This is a genomic window from Aphanizomenon flos-aquae FACHB-1287 (genome assembly GCF_014698755.1).
In the GTDB taxonomy this organism is placed as follows: Bacteria; Cyanobacteriota; Cyanobacteriia; order Cyanobacteriales; family Nostocaceae; genus Dolichospermum; species Dolichospermum flosaquae.
In genome coordinates, this window is the sequence record NZ_JACJTO010000042.1 from 16,706 (window position 1) to 34,317 (window position 17,612).

Annotated in this window: 16 protein-coding genes and 1 pseudogene; 11 read left to right on the forward strand and 6 right to left on the reverse strand. The window is 35.5% G+C overall.

What is annotated here, in order from left to right; genetic code table 11:
* Positions 1–25: 25 nt before the first annotated feature.
* The gene (locus tag H6G44_RS16775; protein ID WP_190387672.1) at positions 26–1,522 is read right to left on the reverse strand and encodes a pentapeptide repeat-containing protein; all 1,497 of its coding nucleotides are present in this window, start codon (positions 1,520–1,522) and stop codon (positions 26–28) included.
* 125 nt (positions 1,523–1,647) lie between these two features.
* On the opposite strand from H6G44_RS16775, the gene H6G44_RS16780 reads away from it, so the two are divergent.
* The 4 genes from H6G44_RS16780 (at position 1,648) to H6G44_RS16795 (ending at position 2,630) form a co-directional block, all read left to right on the forward strand.
* A complete protein-coding gene (locus H6G44_RS16780) occupies positions 1,648–1,839 on the forward strand; it encodes a type II toxin-antitoxin system HicA family toxin (protein WP_168538879.1) in 192 nt (63 codons plus the stop codon).
* The gene (locus H6G44_RS16785; RefSeq protein ID WP_190387673.1) at positions 1,839–2,054 is read left to right on the forward strand and encodes a type II toxin-antitoxin system HicB family antitoxin; all 216 of its coding nucleotides are present in this window, start codon (positions 1,839–1,841) and stop codon (positions 2,052–2,054) included. Before H6G44_RS16780 ends, H6G44_RS16785 begins: the two co-directional genes overlap by 1 nt.
* A 61-nt stretch (positions 2,055–2,115) precedes the next feature.
* The gene (locus tag H6G44_RS16790; protein ID WP_190387674.1) at positions 2,116–2,313 is read left to right on the forward strand and encodes a DUF2281 domain-containing protein; all 198 of its coding nucleotides are present in this window, start codon (positions 2,116–2,118) and stop codon (positions 2,311–2,313) included.
* Positions 2,298–2,630, forward strand: coding sequence for a type II toxin-antitoxin system PemK/MazF family toxin (locus H6G44_RS16795; protein ID WP_190387675.1), 333 nt, complete (start codon positions 2,298–2,300; stop codon positions 2,628–2,630). The genes H6G44_RS16790 and H6G44_RS16795 overlap by 16 nt, the downstream gene beginning before the upstream one ends.
* 75 nt (positions 2,631–2,705) lie before the next feature.
* Here the strand turns inward: H6G44_RS16795 and H6G44_RS16800 are convergent.
* Both H6G44_RS16800 and H6G44_RS16805 read right to left on the reverse strand, forming a co-directional pair.
* A pseudogene (locus H6G44_RS16800) lies at positions 2,706–3,398 on the reverse strand (DHHA1 domain-containing protein); the annotation flags it as partial.
* Between the two features lie 63 nt (positions 3,399–3,461).
* The gene (locus H6G44_RS16805; protein ID WP_190387676.1) at positions 3,462–4,175 is read right to left on the reverse strand and encodes an ATP-dependent Zn protease; all 714 of its coding nucleotides are present in this window, start codon (positions 4,173–4,175) and stop codon (positions 3,462–3,464) included.
* Positions 4,176–4,239: 64 nt separating this feature from the next.
* On the opposite strand from H6G44_RS16805, the gene H6G44_RS16810 reads away from it, so the two are divergent.
* From H6G44_RS16810 to H6G44_RS16820, 3 genes are all read left to right on the forward strand, one after another.
* Complete coding sequence (locus H6G44_RS16810) at positions 4,240–4,818, forward strand: Uma2 family endonuclease (protein ID WP_190387677.1); 579 nt, start codon at positions 4,240–4,242, stop codon at positions 4,816–4,818.
* Positions 4,819–4,883: 65 nt separating this feature from the next.
* Positions 4,884–6,218 (forward strand): cytochrome 450, encoded by a 1,335-nt coding sequence (locus H6G44_RS16815; RefSeq protein ID WP_190387678.1) that lies wholly within the window; start codon positions 4,884–4,886, stop codon positions 6,216–6,218.
* 21 nt (positions 6,219–6,239) lie between these two features.
* On the forward strand, positions 6,240–7,886 hold the full coding sequence (locus tag H6G44_RS16820) for a lipoxygenase family protein (protein WP_190387679.1): 1,647 nt from the start codon (positions 6,240–6,242) through the stop codon (positions 7,884–7,886).
* Positions 7,887–8,220: 334 nt separating this feature from the next.
* Here the strand turns inward: H6G44_RS16820 and H6G44_RS16825 are convergent, their stop codons facing one another.
* The 3 genes from H6G44_RS16825 to H6G44_RS16835 form a co-directional block, all read right to left on the reverse strand.
* Complete coding sequence (locus tag H6G44_RS16825) at positions 8,221–8,397, reverse strand: hypothetical protein (protein ID WP_190387680.1); 177 nt, start codon at positions 8,395–8,397, stop codon at positions 8,221–8,223.
* A 497-nt stretch (positions 8,398–8,894) separates the two neighbouring features.
* Complete coding sequence (locus H6G44_RS16830) at positions 8,895–10,802, reverse strand: ABC-F family ATP-binding cassette domain-containing protein (protein WP_190387681.1); 1,908 nt, start codon at positions 10,800–10,802, stop codon at positions 8,895–8,897.
* 71 nt (positions 10,803–10,873) lie between these two features.
* Complete coding sequence (locus H6G44_RS16835) at positions 10,874–11,290, reverse strand: DUF1824 family protein (protein WP_190387682.1); 417 nt, start codon at positions 11,288–11,290, stop codon at positions 10,874–10,876.
* Between the two features lie 403 nt (positions 11,291–11,693).
* On the opposite strand from H6G44_RS16835, the gene H6G44_RS16840 reads away from it, so the two are divergent.
* The 4 genes from H6G44_RS16840 to H6G44_RS16855 all read left to right on the forward strand — a co-directional run bounded on the left by H6G44_RS16840 (position 11,694) and on the right by H6G44_RS16855 (position 17,055).
* A complete protein-coding gene (locus H6G44_RS16840; protein WP_190387683.1) occupies positions 11,694–13,496 on the forward strand; it encodes an ABC transporter ATP-binding protein in 1,803 nt (600 codons plus the stop codon).
* Between the two features lie 26 nt (positions 13,497–13,522).
* Positions 13,523–13,951: a beta-carboxysome assembly chaperone CcmS gene (gene ccmS, locus H6G44_RS16845; RefSeq protein WP_190387684.1), complete on the forward strand. Its 429-nt coding sequence runs from the start codon at positions 13,523–13,525 to the stop codon at positions 13,949–13,951.
* A gap of 72 nt (positions 13,952–14,023) precedes the next feature.
* Positions 14,024–15,247 (forward strand): bifunctional sterol desaturase/short chain dehydrogenase, encoded by a 1,224-nt coding sequence (locus H6G44_RS16850; protein ID WP_190387686.1) that lies wholly within the window; start codon positions 14,024–14,026, stop codon positions 15,245–15,247.
* A 368-nt stretch (positions 15,248–15,615) separates the two neighbouring features.
* Positions 15,616–17,055, forward strand: coding sequence for a serine/threonine protein kinase (locus tag H6G44_RS16855; protein ID WP_190387685.1), 1,440 nt, complete (start codon positions 15,616–15,618; stop codon positions 17,053–17,055).
* Positions 17,056–17,612 lie beyond the last annotated feature (557 nt).

The window sequence follows — 17,612 nt, forward strand, 5'->3', positions numbered from 1 at the left end:
AAATTTATTATATCAGATCGCTGAATTATTCAAGAAGTCGCTTATTTATCCAATTACATTGTTCATAATGATATCTTAGCGCGTCCTGTTGTTTAGTAGCATCTTCACCAGTTAGACAACTTTCTATTTCTATTCCTCTAATATCTTGATAGTCTTTCGCTATTTGTTCAGATATTAATACTTCTCTGGTTGTTGGATGAATAGCTATGAGGTGTGCATCAAAAAGTCTATGCAAATCTACTCTCAAAAGTAAGCCATTAGCAACATCATGAGAATTAAGATCCCGATAGGGAATAATATGTGCTGCTTCAATAATTTCTTTAATTTCACAACCACTAATTAAACATTTATAACCATATTTTTTTGTTAGTTCTTCTTTAAATTTTTCTTGTCCTTCTCGTGGTGGTGGAGATTTTACTGTTTTAACTTTTTTCTTGGTTAATAATTCTATCCATTGGGAATTATGATATTTTTTAGTTTTAATATCATCTTCATGGATCATTTGTGCAGTTTTGGGATCAAATCCTTCAGGAAATTTAGTTTCATCATTATAAATTGCTCCTCGTAAAGTGCTAACACCTGTAAGTTGAGTTTTAGTCCCAGTTAAATTAGTGTTTCTAAAATCTACATCCGCAAAATTAGATCCTCTAATTCTACATCCTCTCAAGTCTGCTCCACTAAGATTTGCACCTGTTAAGCTTGCTTTTCTTAAGTCTGCTTCTGTTAAATCTACTCCCCTCAGATTTACACGTATTAATTTTGCATCTCTCAAATCTGCTACTTTTAAATTTGCATTTTCTAAATTTGCTTCTGTTAAGTTTGCATCTCTCAAATCTGCTCCTCTTAAATTTACATTTTCTAAATTTGCTTCTGTTAAGTTTGCTCCTTTTAGTCTTGTTGCTAGTCTTCTGTCAAGAGTGTAAATTTTATCCATTTCGTTGCTAAAACAAACTTCATGTAACTTACCATTAGATAAATTAACTTTATTTAAGTTAGCCTTCTCTAACCAAGCACCTGTTAAATCAACTCCAGATAAATTTCGATCCATTAATTCTTCATTAAAAATTCTCCAAATTAAATAATACTTTTTATCAATTTTCGTATTATTATCAATAATAACACCTTTTAAAATAGCACCATCTAAACAAGCATTTGTTAAATCAGCACCAGAAAGATTAGCACCACTAAGGTCTGTATTAATTAAAATTGCACTACTCAGGTTTGCACCACTAAGATTTGCATCAATTAACCTTGCACTACTAAAGTCCGCATCAATTAAACTTGCACTACTAAGATTTGTACCACTAAGATTTGCATCATATAGTTTTGAATTATTTAAGATGATTTTTGTTAGATTTTCATTGCTAAAATCTGGAACATTACGCTCAAGAAAAGTTCCGATACCTATCCTAATAAATTGACTATTTCTGTTATAAAATCTATGATAAATAAAATTTGTCTCACCCTGTTTGTAGAGTTTTAAAAGTTCTCTATCCTCCATTTTAATGTAACTAGAAATCATACAACTCCTTAAACTAACTTAATAAATAACATTCTCTATTCTGTAGATTAAATATATTATACTTAATATATTAGTGTTTTTACCAAAAATTTATCAAATCACTAATCACGCTATGATAGTAAACAATGAAGGTTAAAGAAGTTCTCAAAATTCTAGAAGATGATGGTTGGTATATTGACCGCATTAGAGGTAGTCACCGTATCCTCAAAAATGAAAATAAATCAGGTATTGTAGTTGTACCTGGAAAACCAAGTGATGACATTCCCATAGGTACACTTTCATCAATTTGGAAGCAAGCAAAATTAGGAGAAATATAATGATTGAGTATGCAGTAATTTATGAACGTGGTGAAACAAACTGGGGTGCTTATGTTCCTGACTTACCCGGTTGTGTCAGCATTGGGGATACTTTAGCAGAAGTACAGGAAAATATTAAAGAAGCTATAGAATTGTATTTGGAAGTATTGAAAGAAGATGGAAAACCTATACCTGAACCTTCTACAGAAGTTGGTAAAATAGCAGTGACGATATAAATACAATTACGGCGGAAGCTGATATCATATCTGTTGACAATTAGTAAAGGGTAACATTCAAATGACAATTAAAGAACAAATAACACAAGAATTAGAAAAATTACCTGAACCTGTGTTACAGGAAATCTTAGATTTTGTCCAGTTTTTGCAAACCAAGCACCAACAAAATAAGATGCTAGAAATTACGATTATGAGTGAATCTTCACTAGCAAAAGATTGGTTGAAACCAGAGGAAGATGCAGCATGGCAGAATTTATAAAAGGTGATGTTGTTATTGTTCCCTTTCCATTTTCAAATTTAAGTCAAACAAAACGTAGACCAGCTTTAGTTATTGCTACACTTCAGGGAAATGACATGATTCTTTGTCAAATTACCAGTCAATCTGTTAATGATATGTATGCTATTGGAATAGATAATTTTGATTTTAACTCAGGTGGTTTAAATCAGCCAAGTAATATTAGACCAAATCGGCTTTTTACTGCTGAAAAGCAAATTATCCTATATAAAGCAGGTCAAATTAAAAGTGAAAAATTAACAGAAGTGATTAACAAAATTTTTGAAATTTTACAGTCTTAGACAGTCAATTTTGATGTTTGGTGCATACATTGTAGAGACGCTTCATGAAACGTCTCTACATCATTCTTCAAAATCCTATTTCAACGCTGCTAATAAATCATTTTTTGCAGTTTCTAAAGCCTCCGGTAACTTACTCGCGTCACGTCCCCCAGCTTGCGCGAGATTGGGTTTTCCACCACCACCACCTCCACAAATTTTCGCTATCGTTCCCACAAATTTTCCCGCTTGGATTCCTTTTTTATTCACTTCAGAACTAAAAGCTGCAACAATACTCACTTTTCCGGCTTCGGGAATAGAACCTAAAACCACCGCCCCATTACCGATTTTTTGCAGTAATCTTTCCGCAGCAGCTTTTAATGATTCTGGGTCAATATCTGCCATTTGAGCAACAATAATTTTATGTTCTCCGATCATTTCCGCAGTTTGTAATAAGCTGTCAGATTTAACAATTGCTATTTGTGATTTCAGGGTTTGAATTTCTTTTTCATTGTTGCGAAGTTCGGTTTGTAAAGTGGTGATTCTGTCGGGTATTTCTTCGGGTTTGACCTTAAAGCGATCGCACAAATCTTTTGTTACCATATCACGCACATTCAAATAATCCAATACCGCAGCCCCAGAAACCGCTTCTATTCTTCTCACTCCAGACGCAACTCCGGCTTCAGAAATGATTTTAAAAACGCCAATTTCCGCCGTATTATTAACATGAGTTCCCCCACATAATTCCATCGAAACGCCAGAGAAAATAATGACGCGCACTTGATCACCGTATTATTATCTGTAACTTATCACAGTAAATATGAAATATATAGTGACTTAAATCATTTAACATTTCTAAATATTCTCTTCTTCTGCACTCTGCGTCTCTGCGCTTCTGCGTGAGATAATCACTTCCAAACACTCCATAGCAGAAACCCCTTTTCTCATTGCTTCCACCAAAGCTTGATAACTTTCCCAATTCTCCTGGATCAGATTTTTAGATTGAAGTAAATAAAACCGTTGTTTTTGTTGATAAATAGCCTCAGAAAAACCAAGACCTTGCAAAAATTGCATTAACTTAATTTTATCATCATTACCACCTTCAGCCGAATTAAAAATCAAATTTTCCGCAGCAATTCCCGCCATTAAAATTGTACAATAACGGTCTAAAATTTGGGCACTAATTTCACCTTTTTCTATTTGCGTTGTTAACTCCCTATCATCTATTGATACCCCCCCTTGTCCTGGTTGTCCTTGTTTCCAAGCTTCCCACGCACTAAGAGTATAGCCAGTTATGGGGATTTCTAATAAGTGAGCCACGAGAAAATGACCTGCTTCATGATGTAAAATGCGTTCTTTATATTCTGGAGAAAATCGCGCTAGAAAGTCTAAAAATATCGTTCCTCCCTTACCTTGAAAGCTGAAATTATCTAAAGTTGCAATTCCTAAAAACGTCACTGTAGCTAAAGCTGGTATTGTGGGAGAAAGATGTATTAACGGTCCTAATAAAGTAGAAAAAGTCATCAGAAAAACAGATATAGCAACCAGATTTATTGCAGTTTGGCTCATGGTAAGTTTTTTTAATATAATAAAATAGAATTATACCTAATTTCTCAGCCATCAAATCAAAATTATGCAATCTCCATTAAGTATTATTAGTGTTGAACAATACCTAGACGCTGAAAAATCTAGCGATATTCGCCATGAATATGTGGCCGGACAAATTTTTGCAATGGCGGGTGCAAGCGAAGATCGCAGTTTGATAAAAGGTAATATTATCGCTATATTACGTCCCCATTTGCGTGGGAGTTCCTGTCGTGCTTTCGTGTCAGATATGAAAGTAAAAGTTAAAATCAGAAATGCTAATATATTCTACTATCCTGATATTATTGTTACTTGTGATCCTGAAGATAAGGAAAGGTACTTTAAAACTCGTCCTAATTTGATTATAGAAGTTTTATCTAATTCCACAGCAACAATAGACAAACGTGAAAAACGCATTAATTATCAAACTATAGACAGTCTAAAGGAATATGTTCTAGTTTACCAAAATCAAATAAAAGTGGAGGTTTGTCGTCAAGATGATCAAGGAAATTGGTCAACGGAAGTATTAGGAAAAGATGATAAATTACATTTAGATTCAGTTAACTTAACTTTGACAATGGCAGATATTTATGAAGATGTGATAGAACAAATAAATATCAAAAATTAAAAAATATTGATCAAAACTGGATTTTCGACTAAATTTAACTATCCTTCAAAAGAAAAATAACCTTTATGCAACCAACATTATTAGACAAAACCCTGAATCACTTTCAAGCTTGGGCAATAGAGAACCCTCAAAACCCAGTCAGCCGTACCTTTTTGCCTATAATCAGTTTTGTAGAGGGAACAATTGCCAATGATCCACCTTACCTAGATAGAAAAAGGCAAGTGCTGGGGGAGGCTTTTTGTTGTGCAGGGGAAGTAGTCTTAGGAGACTTTAAAACCCTAGAAACCGCCCTAACCTCACCCCAAGCCCGTGACTGGAGACTGGGAACTTCCATGCTTAGTTCTAGTCATAGTCCAGGAGTTGATCAAGGAGGTCGCAATGTTCTTTTAATTACTCTCTCAGACCCAGCAGCCGGTGGGGAAAATCATCATGCTTTCCGTCAGTGTGTTGATAATTACTTCTTTAATGAAGACATGGTAATGCGTCAAAATGATCAAGTAGCACAACGTTTGTTCAATAAGTTAGCGGCTGATTATGTAGATAGAATTACCAATAATAGTTTAGAAGAATTTTTCAATAATGATCAACGAGATTGGATGGGCTTTTTAGTCCGGTATCTTCACTACGTTATTTTTGGCATTAATCCTGATGATGAAGCAACAATCAGAATTATCACAACCTTACACTATACCAAAAGGGGAACATTATATTATTTTGCTGGCAGCAGTAGTTTAGAAAAGTTAAATATATGGGGATTTCGTCAAGTTCCTGAACTGGTAGAGCAAGTAGCGACGATTTACGAAAATTCTCCAGCCTTAGCTAATTTTGAAGAGAACGACCCTAAATATCATAAAATGACGCGGCGAGAACTTGCAAAACTGATGGTGTCTTTAATGAGTATTGCCGGGTTGCAAGGGCCGCTACACTTGGGAAAAACAGCATTAGGTTATCAATCCCTTCCTGCTTACCAAGGTCGTCAAACTGATAAAATTGACATTAAGAATTATTGGGACAGACTCGATCTTAATGATCGTCCTAGTATTCAACTTTTTCTGTTAGAATGCGCTCGTCTGTTTATGCCCGTAAGTGCCTCCCACCGAGTTGCTACAGAACCATTTACGGTGACAGTTGCGGGTAAAGCGCGAACCTTTCCGAAAGGAACTAAAATTTTAATTCCTATGCTTTTGGGGATGTTAAGTGAAGATTTTTGGGGAAAAACTGCTTATGAATTTAATGCAAACAGAGAAAATCTTTGCCCTTTTCACATGGGTTTTAATTCCGTTGGTTCTCGTCATGCTGGCCGCATTTGTCCGGGGAAAGACTTAGCATTAGAAATGCTGACCAATGTTATTATTACCGTGGGTAAAGCTCGTCGCTCTTACTTAAGCCAAATATCCTAGTCCATATTATAAATAAATATCATGCAGCCATTTCTACCTCAAAATGACCCAAACCCCGCACAACGCCAATCTTCTCTAGAGAAAGGCCGCAAAGAGTATCAATTCATGTATGATTTTTTGCCGCCTATGGCAATGATCAAAAGCGTACCTCCCGCAGAGAATTTTTCTACTAAGTATATTGCTGAACGGACATTAAAGGCAGCAGAACTTCCTCTAAATATGATGGCTGTTAAAACTCATGCTATGTGGGATCCTTTAGATGAATTGCAAGATTATGAGGACTTTTTCCCAGTTTTGCAAAAACCTAATGTGATGAAAACCTATGAAACCGATGATTCCTTCGCGGAACAACGGCTTTGTGGGGTAAATCCGATGGTTTTACGTCAAATTAAGCAAATGCCAGCTAACTTTGCCTTTACCATCGAAGAATTACAGGATAAGTTTGGCAATTCTATTAATTTAATCGAAAGATTGGCCACAGGAAATCTATATGTCGCTGATTATAGATCCTTGGCGTTCGTTCAAGGTGGCACTTATGCCAAAGGAAAAAAGTACCTACCAGCACCTCTAGCCTTTTTCTGTTGGCGCAGTTCAGGCTTTCAAGATCGAGGCCAATTAGTACCTGTAGCCATTCAAATCGTCCCCAAAGCAGGTAAAGTCAGCCCTTTGCTAACTCCTTTTGATGACCCTTTAACCTGGTTTTATGCTAAGTCCTGTGTGCAAATTGCTGATGCTAATCATCATGAAATGAGCAGCCATTTATGCCGGACTCACCTGGTAATGGAACCCTTTGCTGTTGTCACCCCGCGTCAACTGGCTGAAAATCATCCTCTGAGAATATTACTCAGACCCCATTTCCGGTTTATGTTGGCTAATAATGATTTAGCCCGCAAGCGTCTGGTTAGTAGGGGCGGTTTTGTGGATGAATTATTAGCAGGAACTCTGCAAGAATCATTGCAAATTGTGGTAGATGCCTATAAAAGTTGGAGTCTGGACCAGTTTGCTCTATCCAGGGAACTCAAAAATCGCGGTGTAGATGATGTGAAAAACTTGCCACATTATCCTTATCGGGATGATGGAATTTTGTTATGGAATGCGATTAATAAGTTTGTATTTAACTATTTGCAGCTTTATTATAAGAGTCCAGCAGACTTGAAAGCAGACGGAGAACTGCAAGCTTGGGCGCGGGAATTGGTGGCTCAGGATGGTGGTAGAGTTAAGGGTATGAGCGACCGCATTGATACCTTAGAACAATTAGTTGAGATTGTTACTACTATCATATATATTTGTGGTCCTCAGCATTCGGCGGTTAATTTCTCCCAATATGAATACATGGGTTTTATTCCTAATATGCCCCTAGCTGCTTATCAAGAAATTCAACAAAAGGGTGATATTGAAGACCGTCAAGCCCTGATAGATTTTCTACCACCAGCAAAGCCCACAAATACCCAATTATCAACTGTGTACATACTTTCAGACTATCGTTATGACAGACTGGGATATTATGAAGAGGAAGAATTTACAGATCCAAATGCTGACCAAGTTGTGAATAAATTTCAGCAAGAATTGAATATGGTACAGAGAAAAATTGAATTGAATAATAAGGGACGTTTAGTAAATTACGAATATCTCCAACCCAGACTTATTCTCAACAGTATTAGTATTTAACTAATTGCAGAATAGACAAAACCCCTTTTTTAATAATTTTTAATAATATTAAAATGGGGTATTTTATTCTTCATCATTCACTATAAACAATTGATATGATAGTTTCTCGTTCCCATACTCTGTATGGGAATGAATTACGGAAGGCTCTGCCTTCATTGATACTAAGTTATGGAGGCAGAGCCTCTCAGTAGCATTCCCAGTCGGAGACTGGGAACGAGAAAAAATAGTTTGATGCTCTTGGTGCGTTATGACTCATGCTAACGCACCCTACAAATACTTACTTCCCGTTCGCAACATTCCCTATTGGGCTGTTCGCAACTGCGCTAATGGATAGTTACTTCCCATCATCAACATACCCTATTAGTTTTCCCTCCAGATTATAAAGAGGCCATATTTTACCACCTAAGATTACCATAATTTCGTTATCAGTTAGCTCATACAAAAAGCTTTCAGAATCGATAAAAAAATCAGAACCAGCAGGATGTAGTTCAGATATTACAATATTAGCCATCTTCGTATTCTCCTTGGTTTTAAAAAGTCAAAAAATCTAGAAAACCGGAAACGTTGTACTTTTTCATTTCCTGACTACATCCTATTAAAAATAAAAACATCTGTCTAGAGACTTAGACAAAATAAAAGTGACATAATTGTTTCAGTTTTGTCACTTTCAATAGCTTGATGATAACAGCATTTTCCGCACAAATATCCGTAAAATTGCCCTTTTAGGTTGAAAATATCACTAAGAAACAGACAACTACGGACTAAAAATAGCCAAAAAAAGGGACATAATTGCTGCAATTTTGTCACTTTTGCCTATTAACTTAAATATAAATAGATTCCTAAATTATTAAATAATTTAGATATATGTATTAGCTCTTATAAGCGTAAATTATATGAGATATGCAATTTATTTTACATAACTACCTAATCAGATGGTGGGTTACGCTTTTGCTAACCCACCCTACGTATATTTGAAGATTTCAACAAGACGATTAATTTAATTGCAACCTAAGAATCCATTTCCGCTAATTCTAACCAACGTTCTGTGGACAAATCAATATTTTTCTTGAGAGTTTCCACCTGTTCATAAAGTTTTTGCACTTCGCTATAATTTCCAGCTACAGTTGCTAACTTCTTTTCTAATGCTGTTTTATCAGCTTCTAATTTGGCAATTTTTCCTTCTAATTCTGCAAATTCCCGTCTTTCCCAATTGGATAATCTGCGGCGTTTTTTAGTCTCTGTAACAGGAGAGACAACCTTTTCTTCGACAATTACAGGTTTTTGTGTTTCTTGTTTTTCTGCTTCCTCAGCTTTTTTATAATCTAAATAAATGGAATAATTACCCGGATATTGACGTAAACCTCCACCTTCTTCTAAAGCAAAAATTCTATCTACCGTCCGATCTAAAAAGTAACGATCATGAGAAACTACTATTACACAACCATTAAAATCTTCTAAATAGTCTTCTAATACCGCTAATGTCTGTACATCTAAATCATTAGTCGGTTCATCTAAAATCAACACATTGGGCGCACTAATGAGAATACGTAATAAAAATAAACGGCGTTTTTCTCCTCCAGAAAGTTTATGAATGGGTGCATATTGTTGATTTCCCGGAAACAAAAATCTCTCTAACATTTGGGAAGCAGTGATTTTAGTTCCGTCGGATATTTCAATAAATTCTCCTTCTTCTTTAATATAATCAATTACTCGCTGATCTTCATTCACAGCCGTTAACAATTCTTCTGAATGTTGGTTAAAATAACCAATATGAATTGTAGTTCCAATTTCTACAATACCAGAATCTGGTTTAATTCTGGCGGTAATAATATCCATTAAAGTAGATTTTCCGGCACCATTTCCACCAATAATACCAATTCTATCTTCTGGACTAAATTCATAGGTAAAATCCTTAATTAAGGTTCTACTATTATAGGCTTTACTAACATTTTTCAGTTCAATAACTTTCTTACCAATACGACGGCCAACGGTAGAAATATCAACCTTACCATTAAGTTGTTTAAATTCAGTATCTCGCAAAGCATGAGCGCGTTCAATTCTGGCTTTTTGTTTCGTGCTTCTAGCTTTTGGTCCTTTTTTTAACCATTCTAATTCTCGTCGTAAAATTCCTTGATGTTTCCGTTGAGTGCTAACAGCGGACTCTTCAGCTAAGGCCTTTTTTTCTAGATAATAGGAATAATTACCTGTATAATTGTAAATATCACCTCGATCAATTTCGATAATTCTATTAGTAACCCGATCTAAAAAATAACGATCATGAGTAATTAATAAAAGTGCGCCACGATAGCGATTTAAATAACTTTGTAACCATTCTACAGACAGAGCGTCAAGATGGTTTGTCGGTTCATCCATTAATAATAAATCAGGTTCTGATATTAAGGCTGCGGCTAAAGCAATACGCTTGCGATATCCTCCTGATAGTGTACCAACTTTCACATCAAAATCAGCAATTCCTAGTTTTGTTAAAATGATTTTAGCGTTGGTTTCTACTTCCCATGCACCTGTAGCATCCATGCGCTGCACTACACTGGAAAGATGAGACATTAATTGACTATCATCGGGATAATGTGCCAATTTATCAGATAATTCTTCATACTCTTTAACTAGGTGCATTTGTTCACCACTGTCAGCAAATACCTGTTCTAAAACTGTGTGATTTTCGTCTATATCTGGCTGTTGGGGTAAGTAAACAATTTTCGCACCGGAATTAACTAAAATTTGCCCACTATCAATTGATTCTAAGCCGGCGATCATTTTTAATAAAGTTGATTTACCAGAACCATTAGTACCAATTAAACCAACTTTATCATTAGTATCAAGACTAAAATTAGCATCTTTTAAAAGTTCTTTAATGCCAAAATCTTTTTTAACTGATTGTAATGTAACAAGGCTCATATTATCTAGTAATTTAGTGATTAAGAATGGGGTGAGCATTGCCCACCCTACAGATGATTGTAAACGAAATTCTAGACAAATAAATCGAGGGGTAAATGTCCATACATCTCGTTAACTCCTCCCTCTTGATAGGACTGACAAGATACTAGCACTCCCCGATGATGACCAGAATAGGAATCGAGATAACACGAGCCATTTTTGCCATTTAATTTGATGTAAACTGGTCCTTCTGGTTGTGGTAAATCAGTTGGTGCTTGATAACCCAAAGCGCGAGAATAGGTTTTCATGGCTAAAATTCCCTCTTCAGCAGTATCAGCACAAATACCTAAAATTTGATAATCGGTAAGACTGGTAAGAAAAATTAGTGCCTCACGGGTGGGAACTTTTTCTGACGGTTTAAGAACGGGGGCAATATCCAGACAGTTAAATTTGTTGAGTATTTTCTTGGCTTCTGGGAGTGAGAGTTGCTGATGATTGGGAGTAGACATAATATTGATTTGTCTAGTTTTACGTCGGGTTCTGGTTTTGGGGGTGAGATTTGCTCACATTACTGGCATTTTTGAACAAAATCAAGATTGATATGACATATTCCCTAAACTTTTGTGGAAATGTTGGCTGTATCGGTAGTCTTTGCTGAAAATTAGCACATCTGGTTTGTTGACACGGTTATTATACCCTGCTGTTTGCTGCTGGGAACAATAATTTTAGCGACAATATTTTCTAATATAATTCCCAAAACTGGAGTTTGCCAAATTACAAGTTACTAATTTCTGAAAATTATCTCTTCTATTGCTAAAGGAAGATAACTGTATCTATTGATTCAATATTGATAATAAATGAACTCAATTATGTGGTACTATTAGCTGCAAGTAATTATTAATTAATGTGGCTATGCCATTTAGATCTCCCCGATTATCAACAAAGCGTAAATATTCTGTTCGTCCCCTCCAGCGTTTATTTGAATATGGACATCAGTATATTCAACAAATTCGTCTGGCCGTCGGTGCTTCTATCCTCAATAAAGTTTTTGATTTAGCACCTCCCGTATTAATTGGTATTGCGGTAGATGTGGTAGTTAAGCAAGAGGATTCTATTATTGCCCGATTAGGGGTAAAAGACATTTATGGGCAATTTCTGATTTTATCCTTGTTGACGGTGATTACTTGGGTGTTGGAGTCATTGTTTGAATATGCCTATAAATTACTATGGCGCAATTTGGGACAGAATATTCAGCATAATTTACGGTTGGACGCATATAAACATTTACAGGAATTAGAATTAGCTTATTTTGAAGAACGTAGCACTGGTGGTTTGATGTCTATCCTCAGTGATGATATTAACCAATTAGAGCGGTTTTTGGATGTGGGTGCAAACGATATTATTCAAGTAACTACTACTATTATTATCGTTGGCGGTGCTTTTTTTATTTTAGCGCCTAGTGTGGCTGGTCTGGCAATTTTGCCCATGCCATTTATTCTCATTGGTTCGGTATTTTTTCAGAAATTTCTTGCACCTCGTTATGCTGAGGTTCGGGAAAAAGTAGGATTACTCAATAGCAGATTATCTAATAATTTGAGTGGAATTACTACCATTAAAAGTTTTACGGCAGAAATTTATGAAGCAGCGCGTGTAGAATCAGAAAGTAATGCCTATCGTCAAAGTAATGCCAAAGCGATCGCTTTATCTGCCGGTTATATTCCGATTATTCGGATGTTCATTTTAATAGCTTTTACAATATTGCTATTATTTGGCGGTATGGCAGCAGTAGAGGGCAAATTGGCTGTAGGTGCTTATAGTTCTTTGGTGTTTTTAGTCCAGCTTTTACTGTGGCCATTAACCAGATTAGGAGATACTTTTGATTTATATCAAAGGGCGATGGCTTCTACTAATCGAGTTATGGATTTGTTAGATACTCCCATGGCAATTCATCCTGGAAATATTGATTTACCTATAGATATGATTCGCGGGGCTTTAGAATTTCAAAATGTGAGTTTTGCTTATCAAAATAGAAACCCAATTATTCACAATTTATCTTTAGAAATTCCTGCAGGCCATACAATTGCCATTGTGGGTTCAACAGGTTCAGGAAAAAGCACATTAGTTAAACTATTACTGCGGTTTTATGAAGTGCAAAATGGGAAAATTACTTTAGATGGAATTGATTTACAACAGTTAAATTTGCAAGATTTACGCCGCTCTATTGGTTTAGTGAGTCAGGATGTATTTTTATTTCATGGTACAGTGGGAGAAAATATTGCCTATGGGACTTTTACTGCTACCAATGATGATATAATCATAGCGGCAAAAATCGCAGAGGCTAATGATTTTATTATGAGTTTGCCCCAAGGTTATGAGACAATAGTAGGGGAAAGGGGACAAAAATTATCTGGAGGACAAAGACAACGAATTGCGATCGCTCGCGCAGTATTAAAAGATCCACCAATTCTCATTTTAGATGAAGCTACCTCAGCAGTAGACAATGAAACTGAAGCTGCTATTCAACGTTCTTTAGAACGAATTACCGTCAATAGAACTACTATAGCCATAGCTCACCGTCTTTCCACAATTCGCAACGCTGATTGTATTTATGTCATGGAACATGGTAAATTAGTAGAAGCAGGAACTCATGAACAACTATTAGAGAAAAATGGTATTTACACAAGCCTCTGGCGGGTGCAATCTGGGTTAAAATAGAAAAATAAAATTACCAATTAATGATTATGTTTAGTATTCCTCAACCCGAAACAGCAGAGAACAAATGGCGCGGACAGTTAGATAGATTTGTCAAAAATAATCAGTTAGAACTAGCCGCACTTTTTTGGGGATTGTGGTTAGAAAATGGTAATCGTCAGGGGACTATTGGGATTGATTTACAACCAACTCCCCATTTTGTCTATTGTCCGCAAACCGAAATAGAAAAATTAAATGAGCGAGTTGAAAATCGTCTCCAAGAAATTTTGGGAATTATTGATAATAACCAACCCGAAACAGAAGTAGTCATGATTGGAATTGGGAAAGGGGAAATTAAGTTAATTCAATTTGTACCCAAATCATCACCAGAAACTTGTTTTCAAGAACTGGGAAAAGATATAGATGAATTATTAGATTTACTAGAACAGCGATTAATTGAGCAAATTAGCGATCGCTAGAAGCATTGATTCTGCTAGAATAGATCAGGAAAAATACACAATATCAGAAAAAGTGCTACTACTAGAAAAATGATGATTTTGGCTCAAAGCTTAACTATTGATACAGTTTTAGTAAATAAATGTATCCAGTTCACAACCTGGGGATTTTCCTCCCTCCTACTCGCAGAAATTGTCAGAGACGCTTATCATGCTTTGTGTCATCAAATAACATGGTTAGCGAAATGGCATAATAAACATCATGCTGTATATAAACGGGATTTAACTTTAATTTCCCAAAAAGCCTACGTAGATTCCCAATTGTATCATGATATCGTTGAATCTGTCATATTAGTAGTAATTTTAACAATAATTGCCTTACTAGCGCATCAATGGGGATTGTGGTTAGGAGTCGCTTATGCTGTTACTTTTTTATACGGTGCATCTCTGCGATATTTCCAAGGAACAATAGACACAGATTATAATCATTTACCCGGAGCATTAGACACAATTCCCTCCGTTTTGTGGGTAAATAGAAGCTATCATTGGCGACATCATTTTGATGATGTTAACGCTTACTATAGTGGTGTATTTCCCCTAGTGGATAAAATATTAGGAACAGGACTTTCTCTCAAAGGTAAAACTGTCGCTTTAACAGGTGCTTCCGGTGCATTAGGACAAGCATTAGCAGCGGAATTATTAAAGCATAACGCCAAAATTGTGGCATTAACAACCAACCCGGAAAAAATCGCAATTCAACCGCGGGTTAAAGTTGTAAAATGGGAATTAGGTAATGAAACTCAACTAAAAGAAAGTTTAGAAAAAGTTGATATTCTCATTATCAATCATGGCGTAAATGTCTATGGAAATAGAAATTCTACCGACATTTATAACTCCTATCAAATTAACACCTTTTCCGCATTAAAATTGATAGATATTTTTTCTGCAACCGTCACCGGACCCCAAGACAAAGCCACCAAAGAAATATGGGTAAATACATCAGAAGCCGAAGTTTCTCCAGCCTTAAGTCCCTTGTATGAACTAAGCAAAAGAGCATTAGGGGATATTGTCACCCTCAAAAGATTAGATCAAAATTGTGTAATTCGCAAATTAATTTTAGGACCATTCAAAAGTCAACTAAACCCCTATGGTGTAATGTCAGCAAATCAAGTTGCAAAGGGAATTTTATTTTTTGCAAAACGGGATTTCAGAAATATTATCGTCACAGTCAACCCCTTGACCTATATACTATTTCCCATCAAAGAACTTAGCACCTGGCTGTACTATCGGATTTTTAGTAAAAGGATGAAAAGCAAATAATTATAAAAATAACGTTGCTAAATAAAATCTAACAGTCTCCTTTCTCTCCACCTCCGTGTCCTCCGCGCCTGGAGTGGTTCGTATCAAATAATATGACTGATGATTTGTGAAAATGATCTAATCTCAAAATAACATAGTATACTGGGGTTAGTCGTATTTAACCCCAGTTGGATGAGCGAAAACAACTAACGCTGCCGAAAATTTCGGAGTTGCTTATAGTCTAATATTCCCTCTTTGGCAAATATTATTTATGAGCGGTCTTCTCTTCATTCCCTTGGTTATTCATTTAAGCCCCAATAACTCTTAACCCCGAAATATTGAGGGGATACAGTTTTTGGATAATTACAAAAGTTTTAACTGAGGTAAAAATGGAAGTTGAAACTATATTAGTCAATCGCTACGAAATCTGCCAACAGCTTAGTAAAAAGGCAGCACGACAGACATTCTTAGCCAAGGATTTACATACTCAACAATTAGTTATCATCAAAACTTTACAACTTGGTCAAGAATTTCAGTGGGATGACTTGAAACTATTTGAGCGCGAAGCAAAAACTTTGCAAAATTTAAACCACCCTGGAATCCCAAAATATCTGGATTACTTTGAATCAGAAATTGATAATATTAAGAGTTTCTTTCTCATCCAAACCTATATTGATGCTCCTTCTCTAGAAACAGTAATTCGTAACGGACGAAAATTTTCTGAAGTTGAAGTTATTGAACTAGCTGAAAGTTTTTTAAATATCCTCACCTATCTACACGAACAAATCCCACCAATAATTCATCGAGATATTAAACCAAGTAATATTCTTTTGACTAACCGTTCTGGTAATAGTATCGGCAATCTCTATTTAGTAGACTTTGGTTCAGTACAAACTGTAGCGAGTAAAGATAGCGGGACGATAACTATAGTAGGTAGCTATGGTTATATGCCTTTTGAACAATTCTCTGGACAAACAACAATAGCTTCAGATTTGTATAGTTTTGGGATGACTCTAATTTATTTAATGACGGGAGTTCACCCTGCTGAACTGCCACAAGTTAATGGAAGAGTACAGTTCAAAAATATTGCTATTAATAATAAGTTGATCCGATGGTTGGAGAAGATGACACATCCTTTTGCTGATCAACGATTTGATTCTGCAAAAGTAGCAATAGCTGAACTTAAATCTAAAAATGAAAGTCATAGCGATGATTCCCATCTTAGACCTGTCGGTAGCAAGGTAAAACTATACCGAGATCAAAATAAACTAGAAATAGTGTTTGAAAAAAAGCGGAAAAAACAAATTACTACAGTAATTGTAATATTTTTGTTTTTTGGGATGATATTTGCAGGAGGTGCTATAATTCTCGCCTTGTTAATGATTGGGATATTAATTAAGGTAATTCCAATAATAATTAACATCATCAATCCGAATTTAAATGCTTCAACATTTTATAAAATCATATCCATTAATCGGAACTCGACTATCAGGATAGGCTTAGGCTTTGCTGATGACATATCAGAACCTAAACAATGGCAAAACTCATCTTTTATCAATCTTTTAGTGTATAACGCCGGCTATACATTTGATAACTATTTAAATGACCGAGGGAGCGTAGTAAATCAGACAGTAACAATTCAGCCCAAGTTATTTATGTACTCAGAACATGGTATTGAATACGAAGTTGGTGATGATGAATATCAACTATCTCAAGGTGAATTATTATGGCTAGGACAGGAAATAAGTGATTTTTTAGGGATAGAAATGAAAGTTATTTATCCAACTCCAAAAGTGCCACCAGAAATTAGCTGTGGAGGAGGTTGTTGATTGATGAATGACGTGAAAATGACACCAGAACAGCAAAATTTATATGTTCAGATTTGTCAATTTGAATTAGACCAGCCGTCAGCTTACTTGCCCTTTTCAGCTAAATTAGCTTGGGAATATCAATGGACAGGAATCTATACTTACAGAATATTGGATTATTCCTCAGCCAAGGATTTTACGAACTTTTCAAACTTTAGTATCTCGATTTATTCATCGTAAACTGTAAATACTGAAATGCTTTTTTATATCCCTTTCCTAAGCACGGTAAGCGCATCTCAAACCCTATTGACAAGGGTATTTATTCGATTTAAGTTTTTAGTTATTAATAGTGGTTGTCAGAATCAGGATTACCAGGATTTAAGGATGTAGAGGATTGTAGTTTGTAGATTTTCTGTGAATAGTTAATGATGATAATTTATGATTTGGAGAAAAATATATTTTCTATCAGAAGTGTTGAATGTTAAGAAAAGCCTGATAAAAATAGCCAAAAATATGTTAAATTTTGGGCGAAGGATTAAAATATTTTGATTAACCATGATCATAAACTCATTTCCCAA

Excerpts from the sequence above, each read along its gene's own strand:
- H6G44_RS16775 (WP_190387672.1), bottom strand. The coding sequence starts at position 1,522 with ATGATTTCTAGTTACATTAAAATGGAGGATAGAGAACTTTTAAAACTC.
- H6G44_RS16780 (WP_168538879.1), top strand. The coding sequence starts at position 1,648 with ATGAAGGTTAAAGAAGTTCTCAAAATTCTAGAAGATGATGGTTGGTAT.
- H6G44_RS16785 (WP_190387673.1), top strand. The coding sequence starts at position 1,839 with ATGATTGAGTATGCAGTAATTTATGAACGTGGTGAAACAAACTGGGGT.
- H6G44_RS16790 (WP_190387674.1), top strand. The coding sequence starts at position 2,116 with ATGACAATTAAAGAACAAATAACACAAGAATTAGAAAAATTACCTGAA.
- H6G44_RS16795 (WP_190387675.1), top strand. The coding sequence starts at position 2,298 with ATGGCAGAATTTATAAAAGGTGATGTTGTTATTGTTCCCTTTCCATTT.
- H6G44_RS16805 (WP_190387676.1), bottom strand. The coding sequence starts at position 4,175 with ATGAGCCAAACTGCAATAAATCTGGTTGCTATATCTGTTTTTCTGATG.
- H6G44_RS16810 (WP_190387677.1), top strand. The coding sequence starts at position 4,240 with ATGCAATCTCCATTAAGTATTATTAGTGTTGAACAATACCTAGACGCT.
- H6G44_RS16815 (WP_190387678.1), top strand. The coding sequence starts at position 4,884 with ATGCAACCAACATTATTAGACAAAACCCTGAATCACTTTCAAGCTTGG.
- H6G44_RS16820 (WP_190387679.1), top strand. The coding sequence starts at position 6,240 with ATGCAGCCATTTCTACCTCAAAATGACCCAAACCCCGCACAACGCCAA.
- H6G44_RS16825 (WP_190387680.1), bottom strand. The coding sequence starts at position 8,397 with ATGGCTAATATTGTAATATCTGAACTACATCCTGCTGGTTCTGATTTT.
- H6G44_RS16830 (WP_190387681.1), bottom strand. The coding sequence starts at position 10,802 with ATGAGCCTTGTTACATTACAATCAGTTAAAAAAGATTTTGGCATTAAA.
- H6G44_RS16835 (WP_190387682.1), bottom strand. The coding sequence starts at position 11,290 with ATGTCTACTCCCAATCATCAGCAACTCTCACTCCCAGAAGCCAAGAAA.
- H6G44_RS16840 (WP_190387683.1), top strand. The coding sequence starts at position 11,694 with ATGCCATTTAGATCTCCCCGATTATCAACAAAGCGTAAATATTCTGTT.
- ccmS (WP_190387684.1), top strand. The coding sequence starts at position 13,523 with ATGTTTAGTATTCCTCAACCCGAAACAGCAGAGAACAAATGGCGCGGA.
- H6G44_RS16850 (WP_190387686.1), top strand. The coding sequence starts at position 14,024 with ATGATTTTGGCTCAAAGCTTAACTATTGATACAGTTTTAGTAAATAAA.
- H6G44_RS16855 (WP_190387685.1), top strand. The coding sequence starts at position 15,616 with ATGGAAGTTGAAACTATATTAGTCAATCGCTACGAAATCTGCCAACAG.